This is a genomic window from Novosphingobium flavum (assembly GCF_014230315.1).
Lineage (GTDB): Bacteria > Pseudomonadota > Alphaproteobacteria > Sphingomonadales > Sphingomonadaceae > Novosphingobium > Novosphingobium flavum.
In genome coordinates this window covers 44,751-69,395 of sequence record NZ_JACLAW010000004.1, presented here as the reverse complement: position 1 = coordinate 69,395, position 24,645 = coordinate 44,751, and the positions used below count along the sequence as shown (strand labels likewise).

Genomic DNA, 24,645 nt, shown 5'->3' with positions numbered 1-24,645 from the left:
TGCAATTATTGTGGTTCGAATGGCGTCCACGTGCACGGTCACAACTTGACAGTGCTTCCACCGAATCGCTGATCCTGGATTCCGAAACACAATGCCGCGAGACGCCGGAACAGTCGGACTGTCAGTCCCAAAGCCCGCAATCTGGGCGATTCACTCGGGCCGAGGCAAAAAAAGAGCCCGGTCGTTGCCGACCGGGCCTTGGAAGTTTTGGGAGAGGATGCCTGAAAGGCACTTTCTATATGCAGTGCACAAGGAATTTGTGCAAGTGCGAAATCATGCCGATTGTTAGCAATCCCACAGGCGGCCGGACTTATCCACAAACGTGTCAGTGAGCCAGCAGCAAGGCCGGCCCGCCAGCCTGCTCGAGGAAGTGGCGGGTCACCCCGCCGAACAGAAATTCGCGCAACCGGCTGTGCGAGAAGGCCCCCATCACCAGCAATTGCGCCTGATTCAGCTCCAGTTCGCGGCTGATCGTATCCTCGACCGAACCGATTCGCTGGACCACCTGCAACTCGGCGCCCACGCCGTGACGCGAAAGATAGGCGAGGGCATCGGTCGCCGGGAATTCGGCCGGGGCATCCTCGACCGTCAGCACGATCACCTCGCCGCAGGCGGCGAGAATCGGCACGGCGCCGCGCAGGGCATGGGCCGCCTCGGCGCTCCCGTCCCAGGCCACGCAGGCCTTCTCGATCGGGAAGATGAGCGGCTCCTCGGCATTGACCGCCAGGACCGGGCAACGGGTCGAGAGCGGCAGGTCGCCCGCCACCACGGCGCCGCGCGCCACGACCACCACGTCGGCAAGGCGCGCCGCATCGGACAGGGCATCGATCGGGTCAGCCTCGACCCGCACGATGTCGCAGGGCACGTCGCCGCGCGCCACCTGGCCCTCGATCGTCCGGGCAAAGGCATCGTCCTCGGCCACGGCCTCGTGAATGGCCTCGGCCGCGACGGTTCCGCCGCCCATCGCATCGACCGCGATGTAGCGCGTGACCGGGGTATCGACCAGCAGGGTAACATGGCCGCCGGTCATCCGCGCCAGCGACAGGGCCGAATCGATTCGGATCGACCCGGCCGGGCCCGGCTCGGCATGAACAAGAATGGAGCGCATCGGCTATCTCCTTTCGTCTGTGGAGCGAAAGCAGCACGATTAAGCTGTCTATACCATGACCTGCATCAAAATGCCCGAGATTCGCGCGCAGGCGGGCCCGATTCGCGCCCTGATGAGCCGTTGCTCAAATCCGTCCCGCCCCGGTTCAGCCGATCCGGTGCCGGCTCGCCCGCTCGAACAGGTCCAGCACCAACGGATCGCCCTCGTCGGCCCGCACCGCGGCCTGGAACTCGATCCCCTCGGCCGGCGGCTCCAGCACTTCGACCAGCGCCCCCTCGGCCATGGCGCGCCGGGCCATGGTCTCGGGCAGCAGCGCCGCGCCGGTCCCGGCGGCGACGATCTGGATGATGGTCTGGACGTTCGAGCAATGGTCGATCGAACGCCATGACAGGTCCTGTCGCTCCAGCGAACGACGCATGACCCGGTGCAGCGGCGATTGCTGGCCGAGCGACCAGACCGTGAGCGGGCGGCCGAACCCGCCGGCCGCGACCACCGCCGGGCTCGCCAGCCAGACCAGCTTGACCCCGCCGAGCGGAACCAGCCGCAGCGCCGGATCGGCCACCGGCCCGGCCAGGAACACCAGGTCGAGCGTTCCGGCGAACAGGTTCTGGAGCATTCGCGCGGTCAGCTCCAGGGTCACGTCCAGCGTGACCCCCGGCAGGTCGCGCTTGGCCTCGGCCACGAAAGCGGGAAGGCAGGTCGCCGCGGCGATTTCGCCCGCCCCGATCCGCACCACCCCGGTCGCCCCGGCATAGCCGCTCGCCTCGAGCAGGACCCGCTCGAACCCGGCCAGCAGCGGCTCGCAGTCCTGCACCAGCTGGCGCCCGCGCGCAGTCAGCACCACGCCGCGCCCCTCGCGCCGGAACAGCGCCGTGCCGAGCTGCGTTTCGATCTCCCGCACCCGGGCCGAGATCGCCGGCTGGGTGGTGTTGAGCCGCTCGGCCGCGGCCCGGAAGGTGCCGAGCCGGGCGATCCACAGCAGGGTTTCGAAATGATGGAGGGCCAGCTTTGACATAAGCATTTTCTATCGGAACCGGAAACAAACAATCATTAGTCGTGATCGGTCGATTGCGCTAGTCTTGGCTCACACCGCCTTCGGAGGCCCCATGAACAAGATCTATCCCGATGCCGGCGCCGCGCTCGCCGGGCTGCTCAGGAACGACATGCTGATCGCGAGCGGCGGCTTCGGCCTTTGCGGCATTCCCGAACGGCTGATCGACGCGATCCGCGATTCGGGCGTCACCGGCCTCACCTTCTGCAGCAACAACGCCGGGATCGACAACGAGGGCATCGGCAAGCTTCTGCGCACCCACCAGGTGAAGAAGATGATCTCGTCCTACGTGGGCGAGAACAAGGAGTTCGAGCGCCAGTATCTCGCCGGTGAGCTCGAGGTCGAGTTCTGCCCGCAGGGCACCCTGGCCGAGCGGATGCGCGCCGGCGGAGCCGGCATCCCCGGCTTCTACACCAAGACCGGCGTCGGCACCCTCGTCGCCGAGGGCAAGGAAACCAAGCTGTTCGATGGTGAGGAATATGTCCTCGAACGCGGCATCTTCGCCGACCTCGCCATCGTCAAGGCGTGGAAGGCCGACACCACCGGCAACGTCGTCTTCCGCAAGACCGCGCGCAATTTCAACGTGCCCGCCGCCACCTGCGGCAAGGTCTGCGTGGTCGAGGTCGAGGAAGTGGTCCAGCCCGGTGAACTCGATGCCGACGCGATCCACCTGCCCGGCGTCTACGTCCAGCGCATCGTCGTCGGCGCGCCCTATGACAAGAAGATCGAATTCCGCACCGTGCGCGAAAGGGAGGCCGTGTAATGCCCTGGGATCGTAACCAGATGGCCGCCCGCGCGGCGCAGGAACTGCAGGACGGGTTCTACGTCAACCTCGGCATCGGCATCCCCACGCTGGTGGCCAACCACGTGCCGACCGGGATCACCGTCACCCTGCAGTCCGAAAACGGCATGCTCGGCATCGGCCCCTTCCCCTATGCGGGCGAAGAAGACCCCGACCTGATCAACGCCGGCAAGCAGACCATCAGCGAGCTGCCGCAGTCGGCCTATTTCGACAGCGCCCAGTCCTTCGCCATGATCCGCGGCGGCAAGATCGACCTCACCGTGCTGGGGGCGATGGAAGTGGCCGAAAACGGCGACATCGCCAACTGGATGATCCCGGGCAAGATGATCAAGGGCATGGGCGGGGCGATGGACCTCGTCGCCGGAGTCAAGAAGATCATCGTCGTCATGGAACACTGCGCCAAGGACGGCAGCGCCAAGTTCATCCCGGCCTGCACCCTGCCGCTGACCGGCAGAAACGTGGTCGACATGATCATCACCGACCTCGCCGTGTTCCAGCGCCCCGACCACGCTTCGCCGTTCCGCCTCGTCGAACTCGCCCCCGGCGTCACCGCCGAGGAAGTCCGCGCCAGGACCACGGCCCACTATATCGACTGAACCGGTCCGGCCCCGCGCCGCATGGAACACCTCCCCTCGGCCGTCGTTTCCCTGTAACATGGGGCACACGGCTGATGGGGACCGAACCATGACCGACCTGTCCGGCGCCTTTCGCGACCGCTACCTCGACGTCCTCGCCTCGGTCTATCTCTACAACGAGCACCGGGGCTACACCTCGCTAGACCGGGTGCTGGAGGCCGTGCGCCTCGTCTGCCCAGACGATCCCGCCTTCATCGCCGAGATCGTCCAGCACCGCGCCGACGAGCACAAGCACTACCACATGTTCCGCCGCTGGTTCGAGCGGCAGGGCCGCATGCCGCTCGCCATGGACCGCAGGGTCGGCCACATCGACCGGTTCATCTTCCGCACTTTCGGCTGCGAGATCGACGAGCTCGACACCGCCGAGATCACCGCCAACCCGGCCGAATTCGAGAAGCTGTGCCGGGTGATCATGCTGACCGAACAGCGCGGCTATCGCCAGGTCGAGATCCTCCTCGCCAACGGCTGGGTCCGCTCCGACCCGATCATGACCCGCATCTTCCAGATCGTCCACAAGGACGAGCCCGGCCACTTCCTGCCCTACCAGCACTGGCTCGAACGCAAGGGCCGCGCCACCGCCCGCTGGCAGGAGCGCCTGTCAGACTTCTGGATTCACCGCGCCCTGCTGTTCGGCCGCATCCCCGCCCTGTTCCTCAACCCGGCCCTGCCCCGGCTGGAACGCTGGCCGCACGAGGACGACGCGGCGCCTGCCAAAGCGGCTTAGGAACAAGAAAAAAGGATGATCCCGGGGCCGAGGACCCCAGACCCCGAAACGTATTCCGGCGCAGCCTCGGCGCAAAAGGCCGCCAATCACACAGCCTCCGCGCCGGGAGACGGAATGGGGTGCAGGGGTATTAACCCCTGCATGAACCCTTGTCCTTCAGCCTTCAGACCAGCGCCTTACAGCGCCGCCTTGAGCGCCCCGGCAAGGTCCGTGCGTTCCCACGGGAACAGCTCACCCTCCGCCTTGCGCCCGAAGTGGCCATAGGCCGCCGTCGTAGCGTAGATCGGCTTGTTGAGGCCAAGGCCGAGGCGGATGCCCTTGGGGGTCAGGCCGCCGAGCTTGTCCTCGGCCACCTTGGCGATGGCCGCTTCAAGCTTGGCATCGTCGACCGTGCCGGTCTCATGCGTGTTGACGTAGAGCGAGAGCGGGCGGGCCACGCCGATCGCATAGGAAAGCTGGATCGTGCAGCGCTTGGCCAGGCCAGCGGCCACCACGTTCTTGGCAAGGTAGCGCGAAACGTAGGCCGCCGAACGGTCGACCTTGGTCGGGTCCTTGCCCGAGAAAGCGCCGCCGCCATGCGGAGCCGCGCCGCCGTAGGTATCGACGATGATCTTGCGGCCGGTGAGGCCGGCGTCGCCGTCCGGACCGCCGATGACGAAGGACCCGGTGGGATTGATGTGCCACACGGTCTTGTCGGTCACGAGGCCAGCGGGCAGCACCTCGGCCACGATCCGCTTCACATAGGCGTGCAGCTCGGCTTCCTTCTCGCCCGCGTCCCAGCCTTCCTTGTGCTGGGTCGAGACGACGATCGCGGTCGCTTCCACCGGCTTGCCGTTCACGTAGTGCAGCGTCACCTGGCTCTTGGCGTCGGGCTCGAGGAACGGCGCGGTGCCGGAGTGGCGATCGGCCGCCATGCGGGCAAGAATCTTGTGGCTGTAGTCAAGCGTCGCCGGCATCAGGTCGGGCGTCTCGTCGCAGGCATAGCCGAACATGATGCCCTGGTCGCCGGCGCCTTCGTCCTTGTTGCCGCTCTCGTCCACGCCCTGCGCGATGTGGGCGGACTGGCCGTGCAGGTTGTTCTCGAAGCGGAAGGTCTTCCAGTGGAAGCCGTCCTGCTCATAGCCGATGCGCCTGACCGTCTCGCGCACCGCAGCCTCGACTTCCTCGGGCACGCCCGCGGCCCACTCACCGTCCTCGTAAATGCCCTTGCCGCGGATTTCGCCGGCCAGCACCACCAGCTGGGTCGTGGTCAGGGTCTCGCAGGCGATCCGCGCCTCGGGGTCCTTGCGGAGGAACAGGTCGACCACGGCGTCGCTGATCTGGTCGGCAACCTTGTCGGGATGGCCTTCGGAAACGCTTTCGGAGGTGAACAGATAGTCGCTGCGCATGGGATTCCCGATATAAAGCTATCTTTATGTCGGCTGTCTAACTCCGCCGCAAACGCAAGGCAAGCACCGCACAGACAAGAAGAACTGCGGCCCAGCAAAGCGGCAATAGGTTGCCCACCCGCGCAAACAGCGTCGGCGCGTGGGCGGGCGGGACCAGCCCCTCGAGCCCGCCCGTCACCGGGCGCGGCAGGCTCTGGCGCACGATCCCGTCGGCGTCGACCACGGCGCTGATCCCGTTGGTCGTGGCGCGCAGCACCGGCAGGCCTTCCTCGATCGCCCGCAAACGCGCCTGGGCGAGGTGCTGCGGCGGGCCGGACGGGCCGAACCAGCCATCGTTCGAGGGGTTGAACAGGAAGTCGGGCCGATGCGCCCGGTCCACCACCTCGCCCGAGAAGACGATCTCGTAGCAGATCTGCACGCCCACCCGGCCCCAGGCCCCCAGGTCCAGCGTGCGCGGCCCCGGCCCCGGCCAGAAGTCGAGCGATCCGGCCACCAGCCGCGACAGGCCGAGCGGCTGGAGCAGGCCGCGCATCGGCAGGTATTCGCCGTAAGGCACAAGGTGCGCCTTGGCATAGCCGGCGCGGATCGTCCCCGCCCCGTCCACGGCACTGACCACGTTGCGCGCGGCGATCACCCGCTCGCCCGACAGTTCAAGGTCGACCGCGCCGGTCAGCAGCAGCGAGCCCGGCCCGATCACCTGCCCGATCCGTCGCCGCGCCAGCTCCGGGCTGCCGGCGAAAGTGGTCTCGGCATAGTAGAAGGGCGGATAGCCATCGCGCAGATAGTCCGGCACCCCCGATTCGGGCCACAGCACCAGCCGCCGCGCCGCGCTGCGCCCGGGCATGGTATAGCGGGCGAGCTTCTGGAAATGACTCTCGAACCACAGAGGATCGTCCAGCGTTTCCTGCCGGATTCCGGGTTGCACCAGCGTAAAGGGCAGGGTCCCTGCCTCTCCGCCGCGCGGCAGCTGCGGTACCAGCATCGCGCCGAGCGGCACGGCCACCAGGACCAGCGCCAGCGCCGGCCGCGCCACGCGCAGCCCGAAGCCCAGCCACCACAGCCCGGCGCAGAGCGCGACCAGCCCCGACAGGGCATAGGTCCCGGTCCACGGCAGGACCTGCGCGAGGCCCGCCCGGCCGAACCCGCCGAGCGCCGCCACGGCCAGCGGATTCCATGGGAACCCGGTAAAGACCCAGCCGCGCAGCCATTCCGACACGATCCAGCCCCCGGCAAAGGCCAGCACCGCCGACAGCGGCCGCCGCCGCGCCAATTGGGCCGCCAGCGCGGCCAGCGCCGGATAGACCGCAAGGTAAAGCGAGAGCAGGAACACCGCGATCCCGCCCAGCCAGGCCGGCATCTGGGCTTGGTAAGTGAAGGCCGTCGCGATCCAGGCGTTGCCGAGGCAGAAATGTCCCACCCCCCACAGCCAGCCGAGCAGCAAGGCCCGCCACGGGCCGGACGCCCCGGCCGAGAGGGCGATCAACCCCGCCGTGCCCAGCAGGGTCAGCGGCCACAGCGCGATCGGCTGGAAGCCGCAGGCCGCCGCCACGCCAAGCAGCGGCGCCGCAAGGAAGGGAACGGCCCGGCCAAGACGGCGGGGGGAGGATTGCGTCAAGGCAGCGACCGGCATCGCCGCGGGTTGTGGCGGGACAATGTTACACATGCAAGAGCGGCGCGGACCGGGCCATCCCGATCCGCGCCGCGCTCATGCCATCAGGTTTGGCGACCGCCGGGCTCAGGCCTCGTCGGCGGTCTCGACCGGAGCGGCCTTGGGCTTGCGCCCGCGCTTCTTCGGCGCCGGAGCGGCCTCGGCCGCTTCCGCGACCACGGGAGCAGGCTCGGGCGCTTCCTCGCGGATGCTGATCGACGGGGGCAGCAGGGCCGCGTCGAACGTCGGCTCGGCCGCCGCGACCTCGCCGCTCGCTTCTTCATCGCGGCGCGGACGGCGATCCTCGCGGCGGGGACGCAGCCCCCGGCTCACGCGATTTTCACGCACGAACGGATTTTCGACCGGCTCGTAGATCGAGGTGTTTTCCTCGGCCGGTTCGGCCGCGACATTACCGTCGACCTCGGCCACCGGCTCTTCGCGCTCGCGTTCCCGCTCGCGCCGGCGGGGCCGGTCCTCACGGGTGCGCTCTTCGCGCGGGGCGCGCTCCTCACGCGGACGATCCTCGCGGCTGCGCTCGGGGCGCTCTTCCCGCTGACGGTCCTCGCGCGGCCGATCTTCGCGTTGGCGATCGTCACGGGGGCGCTCCTCGCGCTGACGATCATCACGCTGGCGCTCACCGCGGTCATCGCGGCGCGCGAACGCGGGCTGCTCGTAAGGCGCATATTCGCTCTCGACGGAAAACTCGTTCTGGTCCTCGCCCTCGTCGGCGCCACCTTCCCAGCGGTCGTCGCGGCGCGCGCGCTGCTCTTCCTGGCGGGTGCGGGTATCGGCGATGACGCGGAAATAGTGCTCGGCGAACTGGAGGTAGTATTCCTCGGTCACCCGGTCGCCGTTGAGATGGGCGTCGTGGGCGAGCTTGCGGTACTTTTCCAGCAGTTGCGGCGCATTGCCGCGGGCCCGGCTGTCGATCCGGTTGACTTGCTGCCCGCCGCCTTGCGGCCGGTTGTTACCACGGCCGCGCCGACGGTTATTGCCACGATTATTATTGTTCAAGGGTGACCGTTCCTTCACCGCATCGCCGCTCGGGCCACCGAAATCACGCCGGCCGACGATTCGCTCGTTCCCAACACCGCGCACGGACGCCATGGCGCCCGGTGCGGCGTACCGACATCTGCTGGTGTTCGGGCTGGCCTGAAGCCATGCCCGGTTGCAAATGCTGGAGTTGCGGCCGGCAGGAGAGGAAGGTTCCGTCCATCCGCTGGCCTGAATTTCGATTTAGTTGGCGCAAGTCAGCTTGCCAAGCGAAAAACTCGGAACATTGCCGATTATTCACCGCTTTGCCGCAATTCGAGCACCCGGGCCCGCCCGCCAAGGTCCCGGTGCAGCCTGGAATCGAGCCCTGCACCCGCTGCAATCGCCCTCACCGCCTCGGCCTGGCTCGCCCCGATCTCGACCAGCGCGGTGCCGCCCGGCGCCAGCAGGGCGGGCAATTCCGGCACCAGCACCCGGTAGTCATCAAGCCCTTCGGCCCCGGCAAACAGTGCGCCCGCCGGCTCATGCGCCCGAACCGAGGGATCGAGCGCGGCCGCCTCCTCGACATAGGGCGGATTGGCGAGAACGAGGTCGAACCACCCCAGCCCCGCGCGCCAACCCGCACGGGTCCAGTCCCGCTCAAGGAAAGCGCTGCGCCCGCCCAGCCCCAGCGCCGCCGCATTGCCCGCCGCCACGGCCAGCGCCCGGGCGGAACGGTCGATCCCCACGCCCCGCGCCTCGGGAAGCCCCGCCAGCACGGCCAGCAGCAGCGCGCCCGAGCCCGTCCCGCAGTCCAGCACCCGCCGCGCCGAGCCACCGCGCAGCCGCGCCGTCTCGACCAGCACCTCGCTGTCCCCACGCGGGATCAGCACCGCGTCCGACACCCGCAGCGGCATTCCGAAAAAGTCCTGCGAGCCCACGATATAGGCCACCGGCTCATGCCCCGCCCGCCGCTCCACCAGCGCGGCAAAGCCATCCGGCGCCGAATCGCCCAGATGCCGCAAGAGCAGGTCCGAGCGCGAGACGCCCAGCGCATGGGCCATCAGCACCTCGGCATCGAGCCGCGCCGTGTCGCTGCTCGACGCCAGCCGCTCCGCCGCCGCGCGAATCGCCTGGCCTACAGTGAGTTTGGCGGTTTCACTCACTCATCGCCGCCAGCCGCTTGGCCTGGTCCTCCGCGATCAGGGCATCGACCAGTTCGCCCAGCCCCGTCCCCTCGAGGATTTCCGGCAGCCGGTGCAGGGTCAGGTTGATGCGGTGATCGGTCACCCGCCCTTGCGGGAAATTGTAGGTCCTGATCCGCTCCGACCGGTCGCCCGAGCCGACCATGGCCCGCCGCGCCTCGGCCTCGGCCCCGTGCGCCTCTGCCCGGCGCAGGTCGTAAAGCCGCGTGCGCAGCACCTGCATTGCCTTGTCGCGGTTCTTGTGCTGGCTGCGCTGGTCCTGCTGGATCACCACCAGCCCGGTCGGCAAGTGAGTCAGTCGCACCGCCGAATCGGTGGTGTTGACGTGCTGCCCGCCCGCGCCAGACGCGCGGTAGATGTCGATCTTGAGGTCGCCCGGATCGATCTGCACGTCCACCTCGTCCGGCTCGGGCAACACGGCCACGGTCGCCGCCGAGGTGTGGATGCGCCCGCCGCTCTCGGTCGCCGGCACCCGCTGGACCCGGTGGACCCCGCTCTCGTACTTGAGCCGGGCAAAGACCCCCTGCCCCGCCACGTTGGCGACCACTTCCTTGAAACCGCCGATCTCGTTGGCATTGGCGCTGACGATTTCCACGCGCCACCCCTGCTCGGCGGCAAAGCGCTCGTACATCCGCAAAAGGTCGGCCGCGAACAGCGCCGCCTCGTCGCCCCCGGTGCCGGCACGGATTTCCAGCATGGCCGGGCGGCTGTCGGCCGTGTCACGCGGCAGCATGGCGATGGCGAGGCGGTGCTCGGCCTCGGGCAGCTCCGCCTTCAGCCGCGCCGCCTCTTCCTCGGCCAGCTCGCGCATGTCGGGATCGTCGAGCGCGGCCAGGCTCTCCAGCTCGCCCCGCATCGAACGGACGTCCTCGGCCGCCCGCGCCACCGGCTCAAGCTCGGCATAGTCCCGGCTCGCCGCGACAAATTCCGCGCCTTCCAGCGTGCCCGAGGCCAAACGCGCCTCCAGTTCGGCAAAGCGCGCGGCAATCTGGGCAAGGCGGGCGGGCGAAACGCTCACTGCCGCCCGGCCACGAAGGCGTCGAACACGGACTGGATCGCGCCGCCATCCACCGTGTCGTCCAGCACCTTGAGCACGCGCGTTTCCGCCCCGTCGCGCAGGTCGAGCGAGACGAGCGCCGCCGGCCCCAGCTTCTTGGCCCGGTCGAACCGCTTGCGCGGGCTCCCGGTCGCCACGATCTCCGCCGCCACGCCCGCCCGGCGATAGCGCGAGACCAGGTCGATCGCCGCCGTCTCCTGCGCCGCGTTCTCGGCCACGACGACCACCTGCGGCGCGGCCTCGGCCTTCTCGCCCACCAGCATGGCCAGCCGCTCGATCCCCGCCGCCCAGCCGACCGCCGGGGTATGCGGCCCGCCCAGCGCCTCGATCAGACCATCATAGCGCCCGCCGCCCAGCACCGTGCCCTGCGCGCCGAGCCGGTCAGTGACGAATTCGAAGGCCGTGTGGCGATAGTAGTCCAGCCCGCGCACCAGCGCCGGCGCGCGCGCATAGTCCACCCCTGCAGCCTTCAGCCCCTCGGTCACCTTGCCAAAGAAATCCTGCGCCTCGGCCGAGAGGAACGCGTCGATCTTCGGCGCATCGGCGGTGAAGGGCTTGTCGCGCGGGTCCTTGGAATCGAGGATGCGCAGCGGGTTCTTCTCCAGCCGCTCCTGCGAATCCTCGGAAAGCGCATCCTTGTGCGCCCGGAAATAGTCGATGAGCGCCAGCCGCCAGGCCTCGCGGCTCGGCGCATCGCCCAGCGTGTTGAGCTGGAGCGTCACCCCGTCGGCAATGCCCAGTTCCTTCAGGAGCTGGTCGGCCATCACCAGCAGTTCCACGTCGGCCTGCGGCTCGCCCGCGCCGATCACCTCGGCGTCGATCTGGTGGAACTGGCGATAGCGCCCCTTCTGCGGACGCTCGTAGCGGAACAGCGGCCCGTGCGTGGCGATCTTCAAGGGCGCATATTGCTGCCACCCGTCGGTCAGGTAGGCCCGCGCCAGCCCGGCGGTGAACTCGGGCCGCAGGGTCAGCGATTCCCCGCCGCGATCCTCGAACGAGTACATCTCCTTGGAGACAACATCGGTCGTCTCGCCCAGCGAGCGGCTGAACACGGCGGTCTTCTCGAACACCGGCATTTCCACCCGGCGGAAACGGTAAAGCCGCCGCACCCGCTCGAACGTCTCGACAACGAAGGCAAAGGCCTCGGCCTCGGCGCCGAAAATGTCCTGGGTTCCGCGGATAGCCTGCGGGGTCTGAATAGTGGGGGTCTGCACGCTCATGGCGCGCGCTTAGCCGTTTCTCCCCGCGCGGAAAAGGCCGCCCGGTTGCAAGGCGCCGCGCGCCCCTGCATGAAGGGGCGATGAAGACCCGGGCCCTGCTGACGCCGCTCCTTTCCGCAACCCTGCTTGGCGCGGCTTTTCCCGCGCCCGCCCCGGCCCAGTCGCCCCCCCGCCCATTACCGCCCCGCGCATTGCCTCAGGCCGTGCCGATCGTCCGCGAAGTGCCCGAGGCGCGGGACCTGCCCTATCCCGGCACCATCGCCCTTTCCATCGACGCCACCGATACCCTGCGCGCCCTCTACAAGGTCACCGAGACCATCCCGGTTGCCCCCGGCACCACCCGCCTCACCCTGCTCCTGCCCGAATGGCACCCGGGCAAGCACAGCCCCGCCGGGACCATGGCCGAGATCGCCGACTTGCGCTTCTTCGCCGGGGAGCGCCTGCTCACCTGGCGGCGTGATCCGGTCGACACTTTCGCCTTCCATGTCGACGTGCCCGCCGGCACCGCCGCGGTCACGGCCCGCTTCATCCACACCTCGCCGATCCAGCCGAGCGAGGGGCGCGTCACCATGTCTCCTGAACTGCTCAACCTGCAGTGGACCGCGATAACGCTCTATCCCGCCGGGCACTACATCCGCCAGATCCGGGTGAAGCCCGAAGTCACCTTCCCCGCGGGCTGGACCGTCTTCACCGCGCTCGACGGCGTGCAGGAAAGCGCCGCCCCCGCCGGCAAGCGCGTCACCTGGGCCGAGACCGACTACGAGGAACTGACCGATTCCCCGATCTTCGCCGGGATCAACGCGGCCCGCTTCGATCTCGGCAACCGCATCAGCCTCGACGTCGTGGCCGACGAGGCGAAGTTCCTCGAACTGCCCCCCGTCGGCCTCGCCGCCTACCGCGCGCTGGCAGCCGAGGCCCTGCTGCTCTACGGCAGCCGCCACTTCGATCATTACGACATCCTGCTCGGCCTGACCGACAAGATCGGCGGGGTCGGCCTCGAACACCTGCGCTCCTCGGAAAACACCATGGAGCAGACCGCGCTGAGCGACTGGGCCGGGATGAGCTGGACCCGCAACGTCATCCCGCACGAGCTGTCGCATTCATGGGACGGCAAGTACCGCCGCCCGGCCCGGCTGTGGACGCCGGACTACCGCACCCCGATGCAGGACGATCTGCTCTGGGTCTATGAAGGGCAGAACCAGTTCTGGGGCTATGTCCTCGCCGCCCGCTCGGGCGTGCAGAGCCGGGAGGTCATGCTCGGCACCCTCGCCACGGTCGCCGCCGGGTTGGCCGGAATGCCGGGGCGCGGCTGGCGCTCGGTGGCCGATACCACGGCCGACCCGATCTTCGCCTCGCGCAAGCCCAAGCCATGGGCCTCGCTGGCGCGCGGGGAAGACTACTACACCGAAGGCGCGCTGGTGTGGCTCGAGGCCGACCAGCTGATCCGCGAGGGCACGCGCGGCAAGAAGGGGCTCGACGATTTCGCGAAGGCGTTCTTCGGGGTGAACGACGGCCAGCAGGGCCAGCTGACCTACGAGTTCGAAGATGTCGTCGCCGCGCTGAACGACGTCTATCCTTACGACTGGGCCACCTTCCTCAAGACCCGGATCGACCAGCCCGGCCGTCCCGCCCCGCTCGCCGGGATCGAGCGCGGCGGCTACCGCCTCACCTGGCGCGAGGAGCCCAATGCCTTCGACAAGGGCCGCTTCACCCAGAGCCGCGGCCTCTCGCTCACCTGGTCGCTCGGCCTCGCGCTCGACAAGGATGGCAAGGTCGTCGCCTGCCAGTGGGGCAGCCCCTGCTTCGATGCCGGGGTGGTGAACGGGGTCAAGGTCACGGCGGTCAACGGCGCGGCCTACAGCGCCGATGCCCTGCGCGGCGCCGTCACCGCCGCCAAGACCGGGAAGGCCCCGATCCAGCTCCTCGTCCAGCGCGGCGAACGCTACCAGACCGTGTCGATCGATTACCACGGCGGCCTGCGCTACCCTTGGCTTGAGCGTAACGGCACTGGCCCGGCCGGGCTCGACGCCCTGCTCGCCCCGCGCCGGACGGGCCCATGAAGAACGCGGCCGTGAAACCCCGCCATCCCTTGCGCGTGGCGATCGGGCGCAAGATCGCCCCGCTGCGTTTCCTCGCCTTCATGGTGCTGTTCCCGGCGGCGGTCTGGGCCCACCACCATCTGTTCGCGGCGGCGCCGTGGACCCGTTCGCTCGCGCTCGGTTTCGACCTTGCCGCCGCGGTCTTCCTAGTCTCGCTGATCCCGCTCTGGCTGGAAAACGCGGCCGAGCCGATCCGCGCCCGCGCCGATGCCAATGCCGCCAACCGCTGGATGGTCCTCGCCGTCAGCACCCTGCTGACCGTGATCGTCATGTCGGCCATCGCCGGAGAGCTGCCCACGGCCAAGCGCGGCGACGCTTTCGCCATCTTCGAGCTGGTCGCCACCCTGCTGCTGATCTGGCTCTTCGCCAACGCGGTCTACGCGCTGCACTATGCCCACGATTTCTACACCGCCCACCCCGAGCAGAAGGACGCGGACTGCGGCGGCATCGATTTTCCGGGCACGCCCGAGCCGAGCTACGCCGATTTCGCCTATTTCGCCTTCACCCTCGGCATGACCTTCCAGACCTCGGACGTCGCGGTCACCGCCACCCGCATCCGCATGGTCGCGCTGTTCCACTCATTCGGCGCCTTCCTGTTCAACATCGGGGTGATCGCCTTCACCATCAACGCACTGGGCGGCAGCTGAAGGAGATTTTGGGTGCATGGACCGGATCAGGCATTCGCCTGATCCTTGCGCGGCACCGGCCCGCTCCCCCGGCCCGACCACCCATCGAGTGTACCCTGTGGGTGGTCGGGCCGGGGGAGCGGGCCGGTGCCGCAAGCCCTTCGCGGAGGCGAAGGGCGCACCAAACAGGAATCAACTCAGACCAATAGCACGGTTGCGATGCCGGGGGCGCGCGGCTAAGCGCGCGATTCTCTCCATTCCGGCGGCAAAGGGCCGCTTGCATCAAGAAGGTCCGTCATGCGCATCGACATGATTCCCGTCGGCGAAAATCCGCCCGAAAGCCTCAACGTGATCATCGAGGTTCCCGTCGGCGGCGAGCCGGTGAAGTATGAATTCGACAAGGCCTCGGGCGCCCTGTTCGTCGACCGCATCCTCCACACCCCGATGCGCTACCCGGCCAACTACGGCTTCGTGCCGCACACCCTCTCGCCCGACGGCGACCCGCTCGACGCGCTGGTCATCGCCCGCTCGCCCTTCGTCCCGGGCTCCGTGGTCCGCGCCCGCCCGATCGCGGTGCTCAACCTCGAGGACGAGCACGGCGGCGACGAGAAGCTGGTCTGCGTGCCCGACGACAAGACCTTCCCCTACTACAGCGACGTCGCGGAAAAGACCGACCTGCCGGAAATCGTGCTCCAGCAGATCGAGCACTTCTTCACCCACTACAAGGACCTGGAAAAGGAAAAGTGGGTCCGCGTCGGCAAGTGGGGCGGCGCTGAAGACGCCAAGCAGATCATCCTCGAGGCGATCGAACGCTACAAGGCCGACAAGGGCGAATAATGACAGAGGGCGGGGCCGCGAGGCTCCGCCCTTCAGCCATCAGGCCAGGCATGGGCCGAACCCTCAATCGCCCGCGATCATCATCCCGTCGATCCTCAGCGTCGGCACGTTGACCGCGCGGTGCCACTCCAGGTCGTTGGCCGCGCTCAGCGCCCGGAACATGTCGATCAGGTTGCCCGCCACGGTGAATTCGGCCACCGGCCCGGCGATCTTGCCGTTCACGATCCGGTAGCCCGAGGCGCCCCTGCTGTAATCGCCGGTCACCCCGTTCACCCCCTGCCCGATCAGCTCGGTCACATAGACCCCGTCGGCAATGTCGGCCATCAGCTGGGCCGGGCTCACGCTGCCCGGGGCGATGTGCGTATTGCTCGCCGAGATCCCCGGCGCCCCGCCGCCGCCGCGCGCGGCATGGCCGGTCGGTCGCCCACCCAGCTGGCGCGCCGCGGCGCTGTTCATCAGCCAGCCGGTCAGCCGCCCCTGCTCGACCAGTGCGCGCGGCGCCGTCGCCAGCCCTTCGCCGTCGAACGGCTTGGAGCGCAACCCGCGCCGCCGATGCGGATCGTCCAGAATGGTGATCGCGCTGTCGAACAATTGCTCCCCGTCGCGCCCCACCAGGAAGCTCGCCTTGCGCGCGATCGCAGAGCCCGCCATCGCGCCCAGCAGGTGGCCGACCAGCGAGCCGCCAACGCGCGGATCGAACACCACCGGCATCTGCCCGCTGGCCAGCTTGCCCGGGTTCAGCCGCCGCACCGCCCGCTCGGCCGCGCTCAGCCCGATCTCTTCCGCGCTGGCGAGGTCGGCAAGGTGCCGGGCCGAGCGCCCGTCCCAGTCCCGCTGCATCCCCGCGCCCTCGCCCGCCACCACGCTGACCGAGAGCGAATGGCTGCTGGTCTCGTAGCCGCCGACGAAACCGTGGCTGGTGGCGAGGGCAAAGACCCCGCGCCCGGCCGCGGCCCCGCCGCCCTCGCTGTTGGTCACCCCGGCCACGGCGCGCGCCGCGTCTTCTACGGCGGCGGCCCGTTCGCGCAGGGCCGCGGGGCCCGGCTCGGCCGGATCGATCAGGTCAAGCGCGGGCAGGGGCCCTCGCGCCAGCAGGTCCTCGGGCGCGAGGCCCGCATAGTCGTCGTCCGGCGCCAGCCGCGCCATGGCCACGGCCCGCGCCGCCAGTTCGTCGAGCGCCTCGTCCGACAGGTCGCTCGAACCTATGCTCGCGCTCGCCTTGCCGACGAACACGCGCAGCGAGACATTCTCGCTTTCCGATCGTTCCACGTCTTCCAGCTGCCCCAGGCGCACCTGGATGCTTTCCGATGCCTCGCCGTGATAGGCGGCATCGGCGGCATCGGCCCCGGCGCGGCGGGCTCTGTCGACAAGGGCGGCGGCGCGTTCCTGCGCGCGGGTGGGATCGAGCATGGCGCCGATCTAGCGGCGGCGGGCGCCCAGTTAAAGCCCGCAGTTAGAGGCCGGTCAGGCGGAAGGCCCCGGCAATCGCGAAAGGCAGTCCCAGCGCGGCCGCCCAGACGGCCAACCGCTCGCGCCGGAACCGCGCCTCCAGCCCGTCGCCCTCCATCCGCGCCCAGCGTATTTCCATTGCACGGCAGGCCGGGATCACCCCGATCACCAGCAGGGCCAGCGCGGCATAGGGCAGGGCCGAGCGGGTGCGGCCGGGCATCAGCGCCACGGCCAGCACGATCTGCAGGGCGGCATAGGTCACCAGCGCGAACGACACCGCCCCGCTCATCCGCCGGGCAAAGTCCGGCCTGCCTGTTGATCGATCCGTATCTTGCACCTTTCCCATAAACACCGGGCACCGTGGCATTTCAAGAACAGCCATGCATGAAACCTGCCAATTTCCCCGTCTTGAACGCATCCCGGCTTGAAGTGGTCCCGTCGCCACCCTAAACCGGAACCAATGACCGACAGCGCCACTCAAGCCGCCCCCAACACCAGCGCCATGCAGCCGATCCCCCAGGGCGGGCTCGAAGTCATTTCCATCGCCAAGAGCTATGACAAGCGCGCCGTGCTGACCGACATCTCGCTGTCGGTCGGCAAGGGAGAGGTACTGGGCCTGCTCGGCCCCAACGGCGCGGGCAAGACCACCTGCTTCTATTCGATCATGGGCCTCGTCCGCCCCGATTCGGGCCGCATCCTGATGGATGGGGTCGATGTCACCCGCCTGCCGATGTACCGCCGCGCCATCCTCGGCCTCGGCTATCTCCCGCAGGAAACCTCGATCTTCCGGGGCATGACGGTCGAACAAAACATTTCCTGCGTGCTCGAACTCAACGAGCCGGACCGGGATGTGCGGGCCGAGGAACTGGAACGCCTGCTCGAGGAATTCGGCCTGACCCGGCTGCGCTCCAGCGCGGCCATGGCCCTCTCGGGCGGTGAACGGCGCCGCTGCGAAATCGCCCGCGCGCTGGCCGCCAAGCCCTCGATCATGCTGCTCGACGAACCCTTCGCCGGGATCGACCCGCTCTCGATCAGCGACATCCGCCACCTCGTGAAGGACCTCAAGCAGCGCGGCATCGGCGTGCTGATCACCGATCACAACGTCCGCGAAACGCTCGACATCGTCGACCGCGCCTGCATCATCTACGGCGGGCAGGTCCTCTTCGCCGGCAGCCCGGAAGCCTTGGTGGCCGACGAAAACGTCCGCCGCCTCTACCTCGGCGAAGGCTTCACCTTGTGATCAAGGTGCGGCCGCACTCTTCCCCGGCAGCAATACAACATCCGCTCAGGCTGAGCTTGTCGAAGCCCGCGCACCGCCGGTCGAACTAGATACCCATGGCGCTAGGCCCGAGGCTCGATCTCCGCCAGTCCCAGTCGCTGGTAATGACCCCGCAGCTCCAGCAGGCGATCAAGCTGCTGGCGCTGTCGAACCTCGAGATCGAGGCCTTCATCGGCGAGGCGCTCGAAGCCAATCCCCTGCTCGAAATCGGCACCGCCGCCGCCGACACCCCGGCCGAAAGCGCCGATGACCTGCGCCGCACCACGCTCGAATCTTCCCCGGTCGACCAGCTGATCGGCGAAGGCCGGGCCTCTGACGACCGCCCGCTCGACATCGACCCCACCGCGCTCGACACCGACCGCGACACCGGCGACGCCGCCTTCCAGGCCGAAGCGCAAACCCCCATGGCGGGGACCGGCGGCGGAGAGGGCCCCGGGATCGACGAACGCGGCGCGGGCGAACCGAGCCTGGCCGAACATCTCCACGCCCAGGTCGGCCCGGCATCGCCCGATCCTGCCACGGCTTTCGCCGCCCATGCCCTGGTCGACCAGCTCGACGAGGCCGGCTACCTGCCCATCCCGCTGGGCGAAGCCGCCGCCGACCTCGGCATCACCCTGGCCGAGGCCCAGGCCGCGCTCGACGTGATCCACACGCTCGATCCCACCGGGGTCGGCGCGCGCGACCTCTCGGAATGCCTCGTCCTCCAGGCGCGCGAGGCGGATCGCTACGATCCCTGCATGGCCCGCCTGCTCGACAATCTCGATCTCCTCGCCCGCGGCGAACTGGCCCGGCTCAAGCGCCTGTGCGGGGTGGACGACGAGGACTTCGCCGACATGCTGGCTGAATTGCGCGGCTACGATCCCAAGCCCGGCCTGCGCTTTTCCAGCGGCGGCGGCGATCCGGTCACCCCCGACATCCTGATCCGCGCCCGCGCCGACGCAAAAGGCAACCATCTCGGCTGGGACATCGCGCTCAACCAGGCCACCCTGCCGCGCCTGATCATCAACCGCACCTACTATGTCGAACTGCGCGGCGCCTGCGATGATCGTTCCTCGAAATCGTGGCTCTCGGAAAAGCTGGCCGACGCCAACTGGCTGGTGAAAGCGCTCGACCAGCGCCAGAAAACCATCCTCAAGGTGGCGACCGAACTGGTCCGCCAGCAGGACGGCTTCTTCCGCCACGGCGTCTCGCAGCTCAAACCGCTGACCCTGCGCATGGTGGCCGAAGCGATCGGCATGCACGAATCGACCGTCAGCCGCGTCACCGCCAACAAGTATCTCAACTGCGAGCGCGGCACTTTCGAGCTGAAATACTTCTTCACCTCCGGCGTCGCCTCGTCGGACGGCGAAGGCGCCGTCTCGGCCGAGGCGGTCAAGGCCGCGATCCGCCAGCTGATCGAGGCAGAGGACCCCAAGGCGATCCTGTCCGACGATGCCCTGGTCGACCTGCTCAACGCCAAGGGCTTCGACCTCGCCCGCCGCACCGTCGCCAAGTACCGCGAGGCAATCGGCCTCGGCTCCTCGGTCCAGCGCCGCCGTCAGAAGGCCTTGGCCGGAATCCGCTAAGTAGGGTCTCACCGGTCCGCCCCTGCCCGCTATCGGCGCGTGGGTTCCCAATGTTCAATGGCGCGAAGGTTCGGGGGAGCGGACGCGAAGGGCACCTCTCTATCTCGTCCAGATCGCATTCCACATCTGTCTGGTACCATATGCAGAAATTGCCGCGAACCAGATCGTGGAGAGCCAAAAGTAGCCTTCCGTCCAGTTCGAAGCCCTTGGATATAGGTCGAGCAGAAGCAGCGGGACGTATGGCGCGAGAGCGATCAACATAACTCGATTGCTGTAGCCGAGAGGGCCGGTCTCGTTCGATCTGTATCGAAGGACGGACAGTACGCGCATGGATGACTCCGGATTTACGCCATAATATCGGCACAATGGACGTCCGCAATGTCGGCGCGCCCGGAATAGCCGCATTCAGACCGAAAATCCCCAAAGACGCCCCCAACCCGGCGCAATCCATTTTCCTACATCGCCTATCCCTGTCATCCTCCGCCCGTTCTTTGAAAACCGGCCGCGCGGACGATCCCCGTAGGACAAGTGTCACCCATGCACTCTTCCGCTGCGCCCTTGAATAACAGCGGCTTAGCCCATGAAACATGACCGGACAGGGTGACACTCGTGTCACCCTCCCGCCCTCAGTTCCCGTCGATCAGGTTGCCGATCCCGCCGAGGATCGAGCCCTCGCCCCGGTTCTGCCCGCCCACCGGCATGGCGGTCGCCACGACCCGCCCGGCCAGCCGCGCAAAGGGCATCGACTGGATCCAGACCTTGCCCGGCCCGCGCAGCCGCGCGAAAAACACACCTTCCCCGCCGAAGATCATCGACTTGACCGATCCGGCGCTGATCAGGTCGAACTCCACCCCGGCGGTGAAGGCCGCGATGCAGCCGGTATCGACATGCAGTTCCTCGCCCGGCGACAGCGTCCGCTCGACCACGGTGCCGCCCATCTGGGTGAAGACCCAGCCGTCGCCGTCGAGCCGCTGCATGATGAAGCCCTCGCCGCCGAACAGCCCGGTCATGATCCGCTTCTGGAAATAGATCCCCATCTGCACGCCGCGCGCGGCGCAGAGGAAGGCGTCCTTCTGGCAGATCAGCGTGCCGCCCACGCTGTCGAGCTTGAGCGGCACGATCGCGCCCGGCACCGGCGCGGAAAAGGCCACCCGCGCCTTGCCGTGGGGGCCGTTGTGGGTGAACACTGTGGTGAACAGGCTCTCCCCCGTCACCAGCCGCTTGCCCGCGCCCAGCAGCTTGCCCATGAAGCCGCCCTCGGCCCCGCGCCCGTCACCGAACACGGTGGTCATGCCGATCACGGCGTCCTTCCACACCATGGCCCCCGCCTCGGCCACGGCGCTCTCGCCCGGATCAAGCTCGATCTCGACGAATTGCAGTTCCTGCCCCTTGATCTCGAAATCGATGTCGTCGGCAAGGCTCGGGTTGCGCGCGTGCGACCACGGGGTTTGGGCCATGTCGGGTATCCTCCGCAAAGACTGGAAATCTGGAACGGCCCTAAATAGCGCGCACCAAGGTTGTGTCGATATTCAGCTCAGGGCGAGCCGAAAATTGTGTTTTCTCATGAACTGGAGCGCAGCGTACTCAAAGTACGTGAGCACCGGAAGCGTGAGAAAGCGCGATTTGCAGGCCGCCATGGGCTGAATAGCGGCACAACCTAGGCTTCGAGTTCCACATCCCAGTAGAGCCAGTCGCGCCAGGTTTCGTGCAGGTAATTGGGCGGGAAACCACGCCCGCGCTCCTGCAATTGCCAGTTGGTCGGCCGGATCGGCTCGATCAGGAGCGGCATGTGCGCCTGCTTCGGCGTGCGCCCGCCCTTCCTGAGGTTGCACGGCGCACAGGCCGTGGCGACGTTTTCCCACGAGGTCCTGCCGCCCAGCCGCCGCGGCACCACGTGGTCGAAGGTCAGGTTGTGCGGGCTGCCGCAATACTGGCAGGCAAACCGGTCGCGCAGGAACAGGTTGAAGCGGGTGAAGGCCGGAAACTCGCTCGGCTTCACGAACTGGCGCAGCGCGATCACCGAGGGGATCTTCATCGCCCAGGTCGGCGAATGGACCTCGCGCTCGTAGCTCGCCACGATATCGACCCGCTCGAGGAACACCGCCTTGATCGCGGTCTGCCACGGCCAGAGGCTCAGCGGGTAGTAGGAAAGCGGGGTATAGTCCGCATTGAGGACCAGTGCCGGACAATTCGCCAGGTGCCGGGAGGGGTCTTCCTCCACGCTGCGGAACCGGGCCGCGCGTTCGATCAGCTCGCTCTTGAGCATGACCTCCAGTCGCAGGCTGGCATGACGATTTCGCGACAGCACATGAGGAGAAATCAGCATGAGCCGGGCGATCGGTCAAGCCATCCCGCGATGCACTATCCACAAGTGGCGACGAATGACGCTATGGCGGCTGCGTGATCCGCACCCGCTTCGCCCCCAGCCCGAATGGCCCGCTTCACCTCGGCCACGCCTATGCGGCGATTGTCGCCCACGGCTTGGCGCGGGCAAGGGGCGGTGAATTCCTCCTGCGGATCGAAGACATCGACGGCGAGCGCAGCCGCGCCGACCTCGCGCGGGAATTCCTCGAAGACCTCGCCTGGCTCGGCCTTGCGTGGAACGGCCCGGTCGTCGCCCAGTCCGCCCGCCTCGCCGCCTATGCCGATGCAGGCGAGCACCTGAAGGCCATGGGCCTGCTTTACCCCTGCACCTGCACCCGCGCCGAAATCGCCAAGGCCGCCACGACGATCGGCCCAGACGGCCCGGTCTATCCCGGCACCTGCCGGCACGGCCATGCCTCACCGGAAGGCGCGGCATGGCGGCTCGACGTCGCCGCCGCCCTCGCCCTTGCCGGGCCGCTCGAATGGGTGGACGAACTGGCCGGGCCGCAGCAGGCCCGCCCCGACCTCTTCGGCGACGTCGTCCTGCTGCGCAAGGACGCCCCGGCGAGCTACCACCTCGCCGCCACGCTGGATGATGCGGCAGACGGGATCACCCTCGTCACCCGCGGCGCCGACCTCTTCGCCGCCAGCCACGTCCACCGCCTGCTCCAGGCCCTGCTCGACCTGCCGGTCCCGGTCTGGCACCACCACGGCCTGCTGGTCGAAGCCGGCGGCCGCAAGCTCGCCAAGCGCCGGGGCGCCCCCTCGCTGGCCGACCGCCGCCGCGCCGGAGAGGATGGCCGGGCGCTGGCCGAAGCCCTGCGCGCACAGCACTTCCCCGCTGGCATTTCGCTGTCGGCGATCCTACATGAGGAACCATGAGCTACATCCTCGTCCCCGTGATCGTCGTGCTGATGGGCATGGTCGTCTACAGCCTGGTGAGAGGCATCATCGCCTTCCTGAAAAGCACCCGGGACGACCTCGATCGCGGCGACGCGCCGGGCGCGAGCGAGATGCAGCTCCTCCAGAACAAGATGATGTTCAACCGCATCAAGTATCAGGCCGCGGCCGTGCTGGTCGTGGTCCTGCTGCTGGCCATCGCCAAGTCCTGATTTGGTCAAGCTCAACCACATCTACACCCGTACCGGCGACAACGGCACGACCGGCCTCGTCGACGGCTCGCGCGCGGCCAAGCACGCCCTGCGGATCGAGGCGATCGGCGCGGTGGACGAGGCCAATTCCGCCCTCGGCCTTGCCGCCTGCGCCCTGCCCGAAGGCGAACGCCGCGCAGCGCTGACCCGCTTGCAGAACGACCTGTTCGACCTCGGCGCCGATCTCGCCACCCCGGGCGAGGACTTCACCCCCGGCCCGATGACCCTGCGCCTCACCCCGGCGCAGACCGCGCGGCTCGAAGGGCAGATCGACGCGCTCAACGAGCATCTCGCCCCGCTCACCAGCTTCATCCTCCCCGGCGGCAGCGAACAGGCCGCCCGCGTCCACGTCGCCCGCGCCGCCGCGCGCCTTGCCGAGCGGCGGATGACCGCGCTGGCCGCGGCCGAGCCGGTCAACCCTGCCGCGCTCAGCTACATCAACCGCCTGTCGGACTATCTCTTCGTCCTCGCCCGCACGCTCAACGCCAATGGCGCAGGCGACGTGCTCTGGGTCCCCGGCGCAAACCGCTAGCCAGCCGCCCCCCGCCGCGCTAGTCAGCCCATGCTGCAAACGCGAAGGACGAGGGAAATCATGGCAACCATCGGCATCATCGGCGCGGGCCAGATGGGCTCCGGAATAGCGCAGACCGCCGCTGCCTTCGGCCACCAGGTCCTCCTCACCGACGTCAGCCTCGACCTTGCCGCCAAGGCGAAGGACAAGATCGCCAAGGGCCTCGCCCGCCTCGTCGACAAGGACAAGATCACCGCCGCCGATGCCGAAGGCACCCTTGCCCGCATCACCCCCGCCGCCGACTATGCACCCATGGCCGAGGCCGCCTTCATCATCGAGGCCGCGACCGAGCGCGAAGACATCAAGCTGCGTATCTTCGAGAGCGCCGCGAAAGTCCTCGCCCCGGCAGCCATCCTGGCCTCCAACACCAGTTCGATCCCGATCACCCGGATGGGCGCCAGTGTGCCCGATCCGGCGCGCTTCATCGGCCTGCACTTCTTCAACCCCGTGCCGCTGATGAAACTGATCGAGATCATCCCCGGTCTCGCCACCTCGGCCGAAACCCTCGCCGCCACCCGCGAGTTCGCCACCAGCCTCGGCAAGGAGATCGTCGAGAGCCAGGACGAGCCCGGCTTCGTCGTCAACCGCATCCTCCTGCCGATGATCAACGAGGCGATTATCGTCCTCGGCGCGGGCACGGCCTCGGTCGCCGATATCGACAAGGGCATCCAGCTCGGTCTCAACCACCCGATGGGGCCCCTCACGCTGGCCGATTTCATCGGGCTCGACACCTGCCTCGAGATCGTCCGCGTCCTCTTCACCAGCACGGGTGACCCGCGCTACCGCCCCGCCCCGCTGCTCATGAAATATGTCGAGGCCGGCTGGCTCGGCCGCAAGACCGGCAAGGGCTTCTACGACTATTCGGGCGAAACCCCCGTCCCGACGCGTTAGAGC

24 protein-coding genes are annotated in these 24,645 nt (G+C 68.2%); 12 read left to right on the top strand and 12 right to left on the bottom strand.

From position 1 onward, the window contains the following. Window positions 1–325 precede the first annotated feature (325 nt). Complete coding sequence (locus H7F51_RS06230) at window positions 326–1,108, bottom strand: universal stress protein (RefSeq protein ID WP_185663375.1); 783 nt, start codon at window positions 1,106–1,108, stop codon at window positions 326–328. Window positions 1,109–1,253: 145 nt separating this feature from the next. Then, on the bottom strand, window positions 1,254–2,123 hold the full coding sequence (locus H7F51_RS06225) for a LysR family transcriptional regulator (protein WP_185663374.1): 870 nt from the start codon (window positions 2,121–2,123) through the stop codon (window positions 1,254–1,256). 91 nt (window positions 2,124–2,214) lie between these two features. Here H7F51_RS06225 and H7F51_RS06220 point away from each other — a divergent pair, with 91 nt between their 5' ends. The 3 genes from H7F51_RS06220 to H7F51_RS06210 all read left to right on the top strand — a co-directional run bounded on the left by H7F51_RS06220 (window position 2,215) and on the right by H7F51_RS06210 (window position 4,320). Next, entirely contained in the window at window positions 2,215–2,922 is a 708-nt protein-coding gene (locus H7F51_RS06220; RefSeq protein WP_185663373.1) for a CoA transferase subunit A, read from the top strand. Beyond that, entirely contained in the window at window positions 2,922–3,557 is a 636-nt protein-coding gene (locus tag H7F51_RS06215) for a CoA transferase subunit B (RefSeq protein ID WP_185663372.1), read from the top strand. Before H7F51_RS06220 ends, H7F51_RS06215 begins: the two co-directional genes overlap by 1 nt. An 88-nt stretch (window positions 3,558–3,645) precedes the next feature. Further along, entirely contained in the window at window positions 3,646–4,320 is a 675-nt protein-coding gene (locus H7F51_RS06210; protein WP_221774026.1) for a ferritin-like domain-containing protein, read from the top strand. A 176-nt stretch (window positions 4,321–4,496) separates the two neighbouring features. Here the strand turns inward: H7F51_RS06210 and metK are convergent, their stop codons facing one another. The 6 genes from metK to hisS form a co-directional block, all read right to left on the bottom strand. Continuing rightward, window positions 4,497–5,708, bottom strand: coding sequence for a methionine adenosyltransferase (gene metK / locus H7F51_RS06205; protein ID WP_185663371.1), 1,212 nt, complete (start codon window positions 5,706–5,708; stop codon window positions 4,497–4,499). Between the two features lie 37 nt (window positions 5,709–5,745). Beyond that, window positions 5,746–7,338, bottom strand: a complete 1,593-nt coding sequence (lnt, locus tag H7F51_RS06200) for an apolipoprotein N-acyltransferase (protein WP_185663370.1) — start codon at window positions 7,336–7,338, stop codon at window positions 5,746–5,748. A 105-nt stretch (window positions 7,339–7,443) separates the two neighbouring features. Next, window positions 7,444–8,370, bottom strand: a complete 927-nt coding sequence (locus H7F51_RS06195; RefSeq protein ID WP_246447902.1) for a DUF4167 domain-containing protein — start codon at window positions 8,368–8,370, stop codon at window positions 7,444–7,446. A gap of 272 nt (window positions 8,371–8,642) precedes the next feature. Then, window positions 8,643–9,494 (bottom strand): peptide chain release factor N(5)-glutamine methyltransferase, encoded by an 852-nt coding sequence (gene prmC / locus H7F51_RS06190; RefSeq protein WP_185663368.1) that lies wholly within the window; start codon window positions 9,492–9,494, stop codon window positions 8,643–8,645. Beyond that, window positions 9,487–10,551, bottom strand: a complete 1,065-nt coding sequence (gene prfA, locus H7F51_RS06185; RefSeq protein ID WP_185663367.1) for a peptide chain release factor 1 — start codon at window positions 10,549–10,551, stop codon at window positions 9,487–9,489. Before prfA ends, prmC begins: the two co-directional genes overlap by 8 nt. Next, on the bottom strand, window positions 10,548–11,810 hold the full coding sequence (gene hisS, locus H7F51_RS06180; RefSeq protein ID WP_185663366.1) for a histidine--tRNA ligase: 1,263 nt from the start codon (window positions 11,808–11,810) through the stop codon (window positions 10,548–10,550). The genes prfA and hisS overlap by 4 nt, the downstream gene beginning before the upstream one ends. 80 nt (window positions 11,811–11,890) lie before the next feature. Here hisS and H7F51_RS06175 point away from each other — a divergent pair, with 80 nt between their 5' ends. The 3 genes from H7F51_RS06175 (at window position 11,891) to ppa (ending at window position 15,372) form a co-directional block, all read left to right on the top strand. Further along, a complete protein-coding gene (locus tag H7F51_RS06175; RefSeq protein WP_185663365.1) occupies window positions 11,891–13,870 on the top strand; it encodes a M61 family metallopeptidase in 1,980 nt (659 codons plus the stop codon). Next, window positions 13,867–14,556, top strand: coding sequence for a DUF1345 domain-containing protein (locus H7F51_RS06170; RefSeq protein WP_185663364.1), 690 nt, complete (start codon window positions 13,867–13,869; stop codon window positions 14,554–14,556). Before H7F51_RS06175 ends, H7F51_RS06170 begins: the two co-directional genes overlap by 4 nt. Window positions 14,557–14,832: 276 nt before the next feature. Further along, window positions 14,833–15,372, top strand: a complete 540-nt coding sequence (ppa, locus tag H7F51_RS06165; protein ID WP_185663363.1) for an inorganic diphosphatase — start codon at window positions 14,833–14,835, stop codon at window positions 15,370–15,372. A gap of 63 nt (window positions 15,373–15,435) precedes the next feature. Here the strand turns inward: ppa and H7F51_RS06160 are convergent, their stop codons facing one another. Together H7F51_RS06160 and H7F51_RS06155 are read right to left on the bottom strand one after the other, a co-directional pair. After that, window positions 15,436–16,782 (bottom strand): TldD/PmbA family protein, encoded by a 1,347-nt coding sequence (locus tag H7F51_RS06160; protein WP_185663362.1) that lies wholly within the window; start codon window positions 16,780–16,782, stop codon window positions 15,436–15,438. A gap of 43 nt (window positions 16,783–16,825) precedes the next feature. After that, window positions 16,826–17,110: a hypothetical protein gene (locus H7F51_RS06155; RefSeq protein ID WP_185663361.1), complete on the bottom strand. Its 285-nt coding sequence runs from the start codon at window positions 17,108–17,110 to the stop codon at window positions 16,826–16,828. Window positions 17,111–17,281: 171 nt separating this feature from the next. Here H7F51_RS06155 and lptB point away from each other — a divergent pair, with 171 nt between their 5' ends. Further along, window positions 17,282–18,061 (top strand): LPS export ABC transporter ATP-binding protein, encoded by a 780-nt coding sequence (gene lptB, locus H7F51_RS06150; RefSeq protein WP_185663360.1) that lies wholly within the window; start codon window positions 17,282–17,284, stop codon window positions 18,059–18,061. A gap of 95 nt (window positions 18,062–18,156) precedes the next feature. Then, on the top strand, window positions 18,157–19,665 hold the full coding sequence (rpoN, locus tag H7F51_RS06145) for an RNA polymerase factor sigma-54 (RefSeq protein ID WP_185663359.1): 1,509 nt from the start codon (window positions 18,157–18,159) through the stop codon (window positions 19,663–19,665). A 626-nt stretch (window positions 19,666–20,291) separates the two neighbouring features. Here the strand turns inward: rpoN and H7F51_RS06140 are convergent. Both H7F51_RS06140 and H7F51_RS06135 read right to left on the bottom strand, forming a co-directional pair. Beyond that, window positions 20,292–21,122, bottom strand: coding sequence for an AIM24 family protein (locus H7F51_RS06140; protein ID WP_185663358.1), 831 nt, complete (start codon window positions 21,120–21,122; stop codon window positions 20,292–20,294). Between the two features lie 200 nt (window positions 21,123–21,322). Next, the gene (locus tag H7F51_RS06135; RefSeq protein WP_185663570.1) at window positions 21,323–21,931 is read right to left on the bottom strand and encodes an HNH endonuclease; all 609 of its coding nucleotides are present in this window, start codon (window positions 21,929–21,931) and stop codon (window positions 21,323–21,325) included. 134 nt (window positions 21,932–22,065) lie between these two features. Here H7F51_RS06135 and gluQRS point away from each other — a divergent pair, with 134 nt between their 5' ends. Genes gluQRS through H7F51_RS06115 form a run of 4 tightly spaced genes read left to right on the top strand, consistent with a single transcriptional unit; the run spans window position 22,066 to window position 24,642 of the window. Next, window positions 22,066–22,911: a tRNA glutamyl-Q(34) synthetase GluQRS gene (gluQRS, locus tag H7F51_RS06130; protein ID WP_185663357.1), complete on the top strand. Its 846-nt coding sequence runs from the start codon at window positions 22,066–22,068 to the stop codon at window positions 22,909–22,911. After that, entirely contained in the window at window positions 22,908–23,141 is a 234-nt protein-coding gene (locus H7F51_RS06125; protein WP_185663356.1) for an HIG1 domain-containing protein, read from the top strand. The genes gluQRS and H7F51_RS06125 overlap by 4 nt, the downstream gene beginning before the upstream one ends. Window position 23,142: 1 nt before the next feature. Continuing rightward, entirely contained in the window at window positions 23,143–23,712 is a 570-nt protein-coding gene (locus H7F51_RS06120; protein WP_185663355.1) for a cob(I)yrinic acid a,c-diamide adenosyltransferase, read from the top strand. 60 nt (window positions 23,713–23,772) lie between these two features. Next, window positions 23,773–24,642: a 3-hydroxyacyl-CoA dehydrogenase NAD-binding domain-containing protein gene (locus tag H7F51_RS06115; protein WP_185663354.1), complete on the top strand. Its 870-nt coding sequence runs from the start codon at window positions 23,773–23,775 to the stop codon at window positions 24,640–24,642. Window positions 24,643–24,645: the final 3 nt, after the last annotated feature.

Coding starts and splice junctions, on each gene's coding strand:
- H7F51_RS06140 (WP_185663358.1), bottom strand. CDS start 21,122: ATGGCCCAAACCCCGTGGTCGCACGCGCGCAACCCGAGCCTTGCCGAC.
- lnt (WP_185663370.1), bottom strand. CDS start 7,338: ATGCCGGTCGCTGCCTTGACGCAATCCTCCCCCCGCCGTCTTGGCCGG.
- lptB (WP_185663360.1), top strand. CDS start 17,282: ATGACCGACAGCGCCACTCAAGCCGCCCCCAACACCAGCGCCATGCAG.
- H7F51_RS06220 (WP_185663373.1), top strand. CDS start 2,215: ATGAACAAGATCTATCCCGATGCCGGCGCCGCGCTCGCCGGGCTGCTC.
- H7F51_RS06215 (WP_185663372.1), top strand. CDS start 2,922: ATGCCCTGGGATCGTAACCAGATGGCCGCCCGCGCGGCGCAGGAACTG.
- rpoN (WP_185663359.1), top strand. CDS start 18,157: ATGGCGCTAGGCCCGAGGCTCGATCTCCGCCAGTCCCAGTCGCTGGTA.
- H7F51_RS06175 (WP_185663365.1), top strand. CDS start 11,891: ATGAAGACCCGGGCCCTGCTGACGCCGCTCCTTTCCGCAACCCTGCTT.
- H7F51_RS06125 (WP_185663356.1), top strand. CDS start 22,908: ATGAGCTACATCCTCGTCCCCGTGATCGTCGTGCTGATGGGCATGGTC.
- H7F51_RS06230 (WP_185663375.1), bottom strand. CDS start 1,108: ATGCGCTCCATTCTTGTTCATGCCGAGCCGGGCCCGGCCGGGTCGATC.
- H7F51_RS06160 (WP_185663362.1), bottom strand. CDS start 16,782: ATGCTCGATCCCACCCGCGCGCAGGAACGCGCCGCCGCCCTTGTCGAC.
- metK (WP_185663371.1), bottom strand. CDS start 5,708: ATGCGCAGCGACTATCTGTTCACCTCCGAAAGCGTTTCCGAAGGCCAT.
- H7F51_RS06115 (WP_185663354.1), top strand. CDS start 23,773: ATGGCAACCATCGGCATCATCGGCGCGGGCCAGATGGGCTCCGGAATA.
- H7F51_RS06135 (WP_185663570.1), bottom strand. CDS start 21,931: ATGCTCAAGAGCGAGCTGATCGAACGCGCGGCCCGGTTCCGCAGCGTG.
- H7F51_RS06210 (WP_221774026.1), top strand. CDS start 3,646: ATGACCGACCTGTCCGGCGCCTTTCGCGACCGCTACCTCGACGTCCTC.
- H7F51_RS06170 (WP_185663364.1), top strand. CDS start 13,867: ATGAAGAACGCGGCCGTGAAACCCCGCCATCCCTTGCGCGTGGCGATC.
- ppa (WP_185663363.1), top strand. CDS start 14,833: ATGCGCATCGACATGATTCCCGTCGGCGAAAATCCGCCCGAAAGCCTC.
- hisS (WP_185663366.1), bottom strand. CDS start 11,810: ATGAGCGTGCAGACCCCCACTATTCAGACCCCGCAGGCTATCCGCGGA.
- H7F51_RS06225 (WP_185663374.1), bottom strand. CDS start 2,123: ATGTCAAAGCTGGCCCTCCATCATTTCGAAACCCTGCTGTGGATCGCC.
- H7F51_RS06155 (WP_185663361.1), bottom strand. CDS start 17,110: ATGAGCGGGGCGGTGTCGTTCGCGCTGGTGACCTATGCCGCCCTGCAG.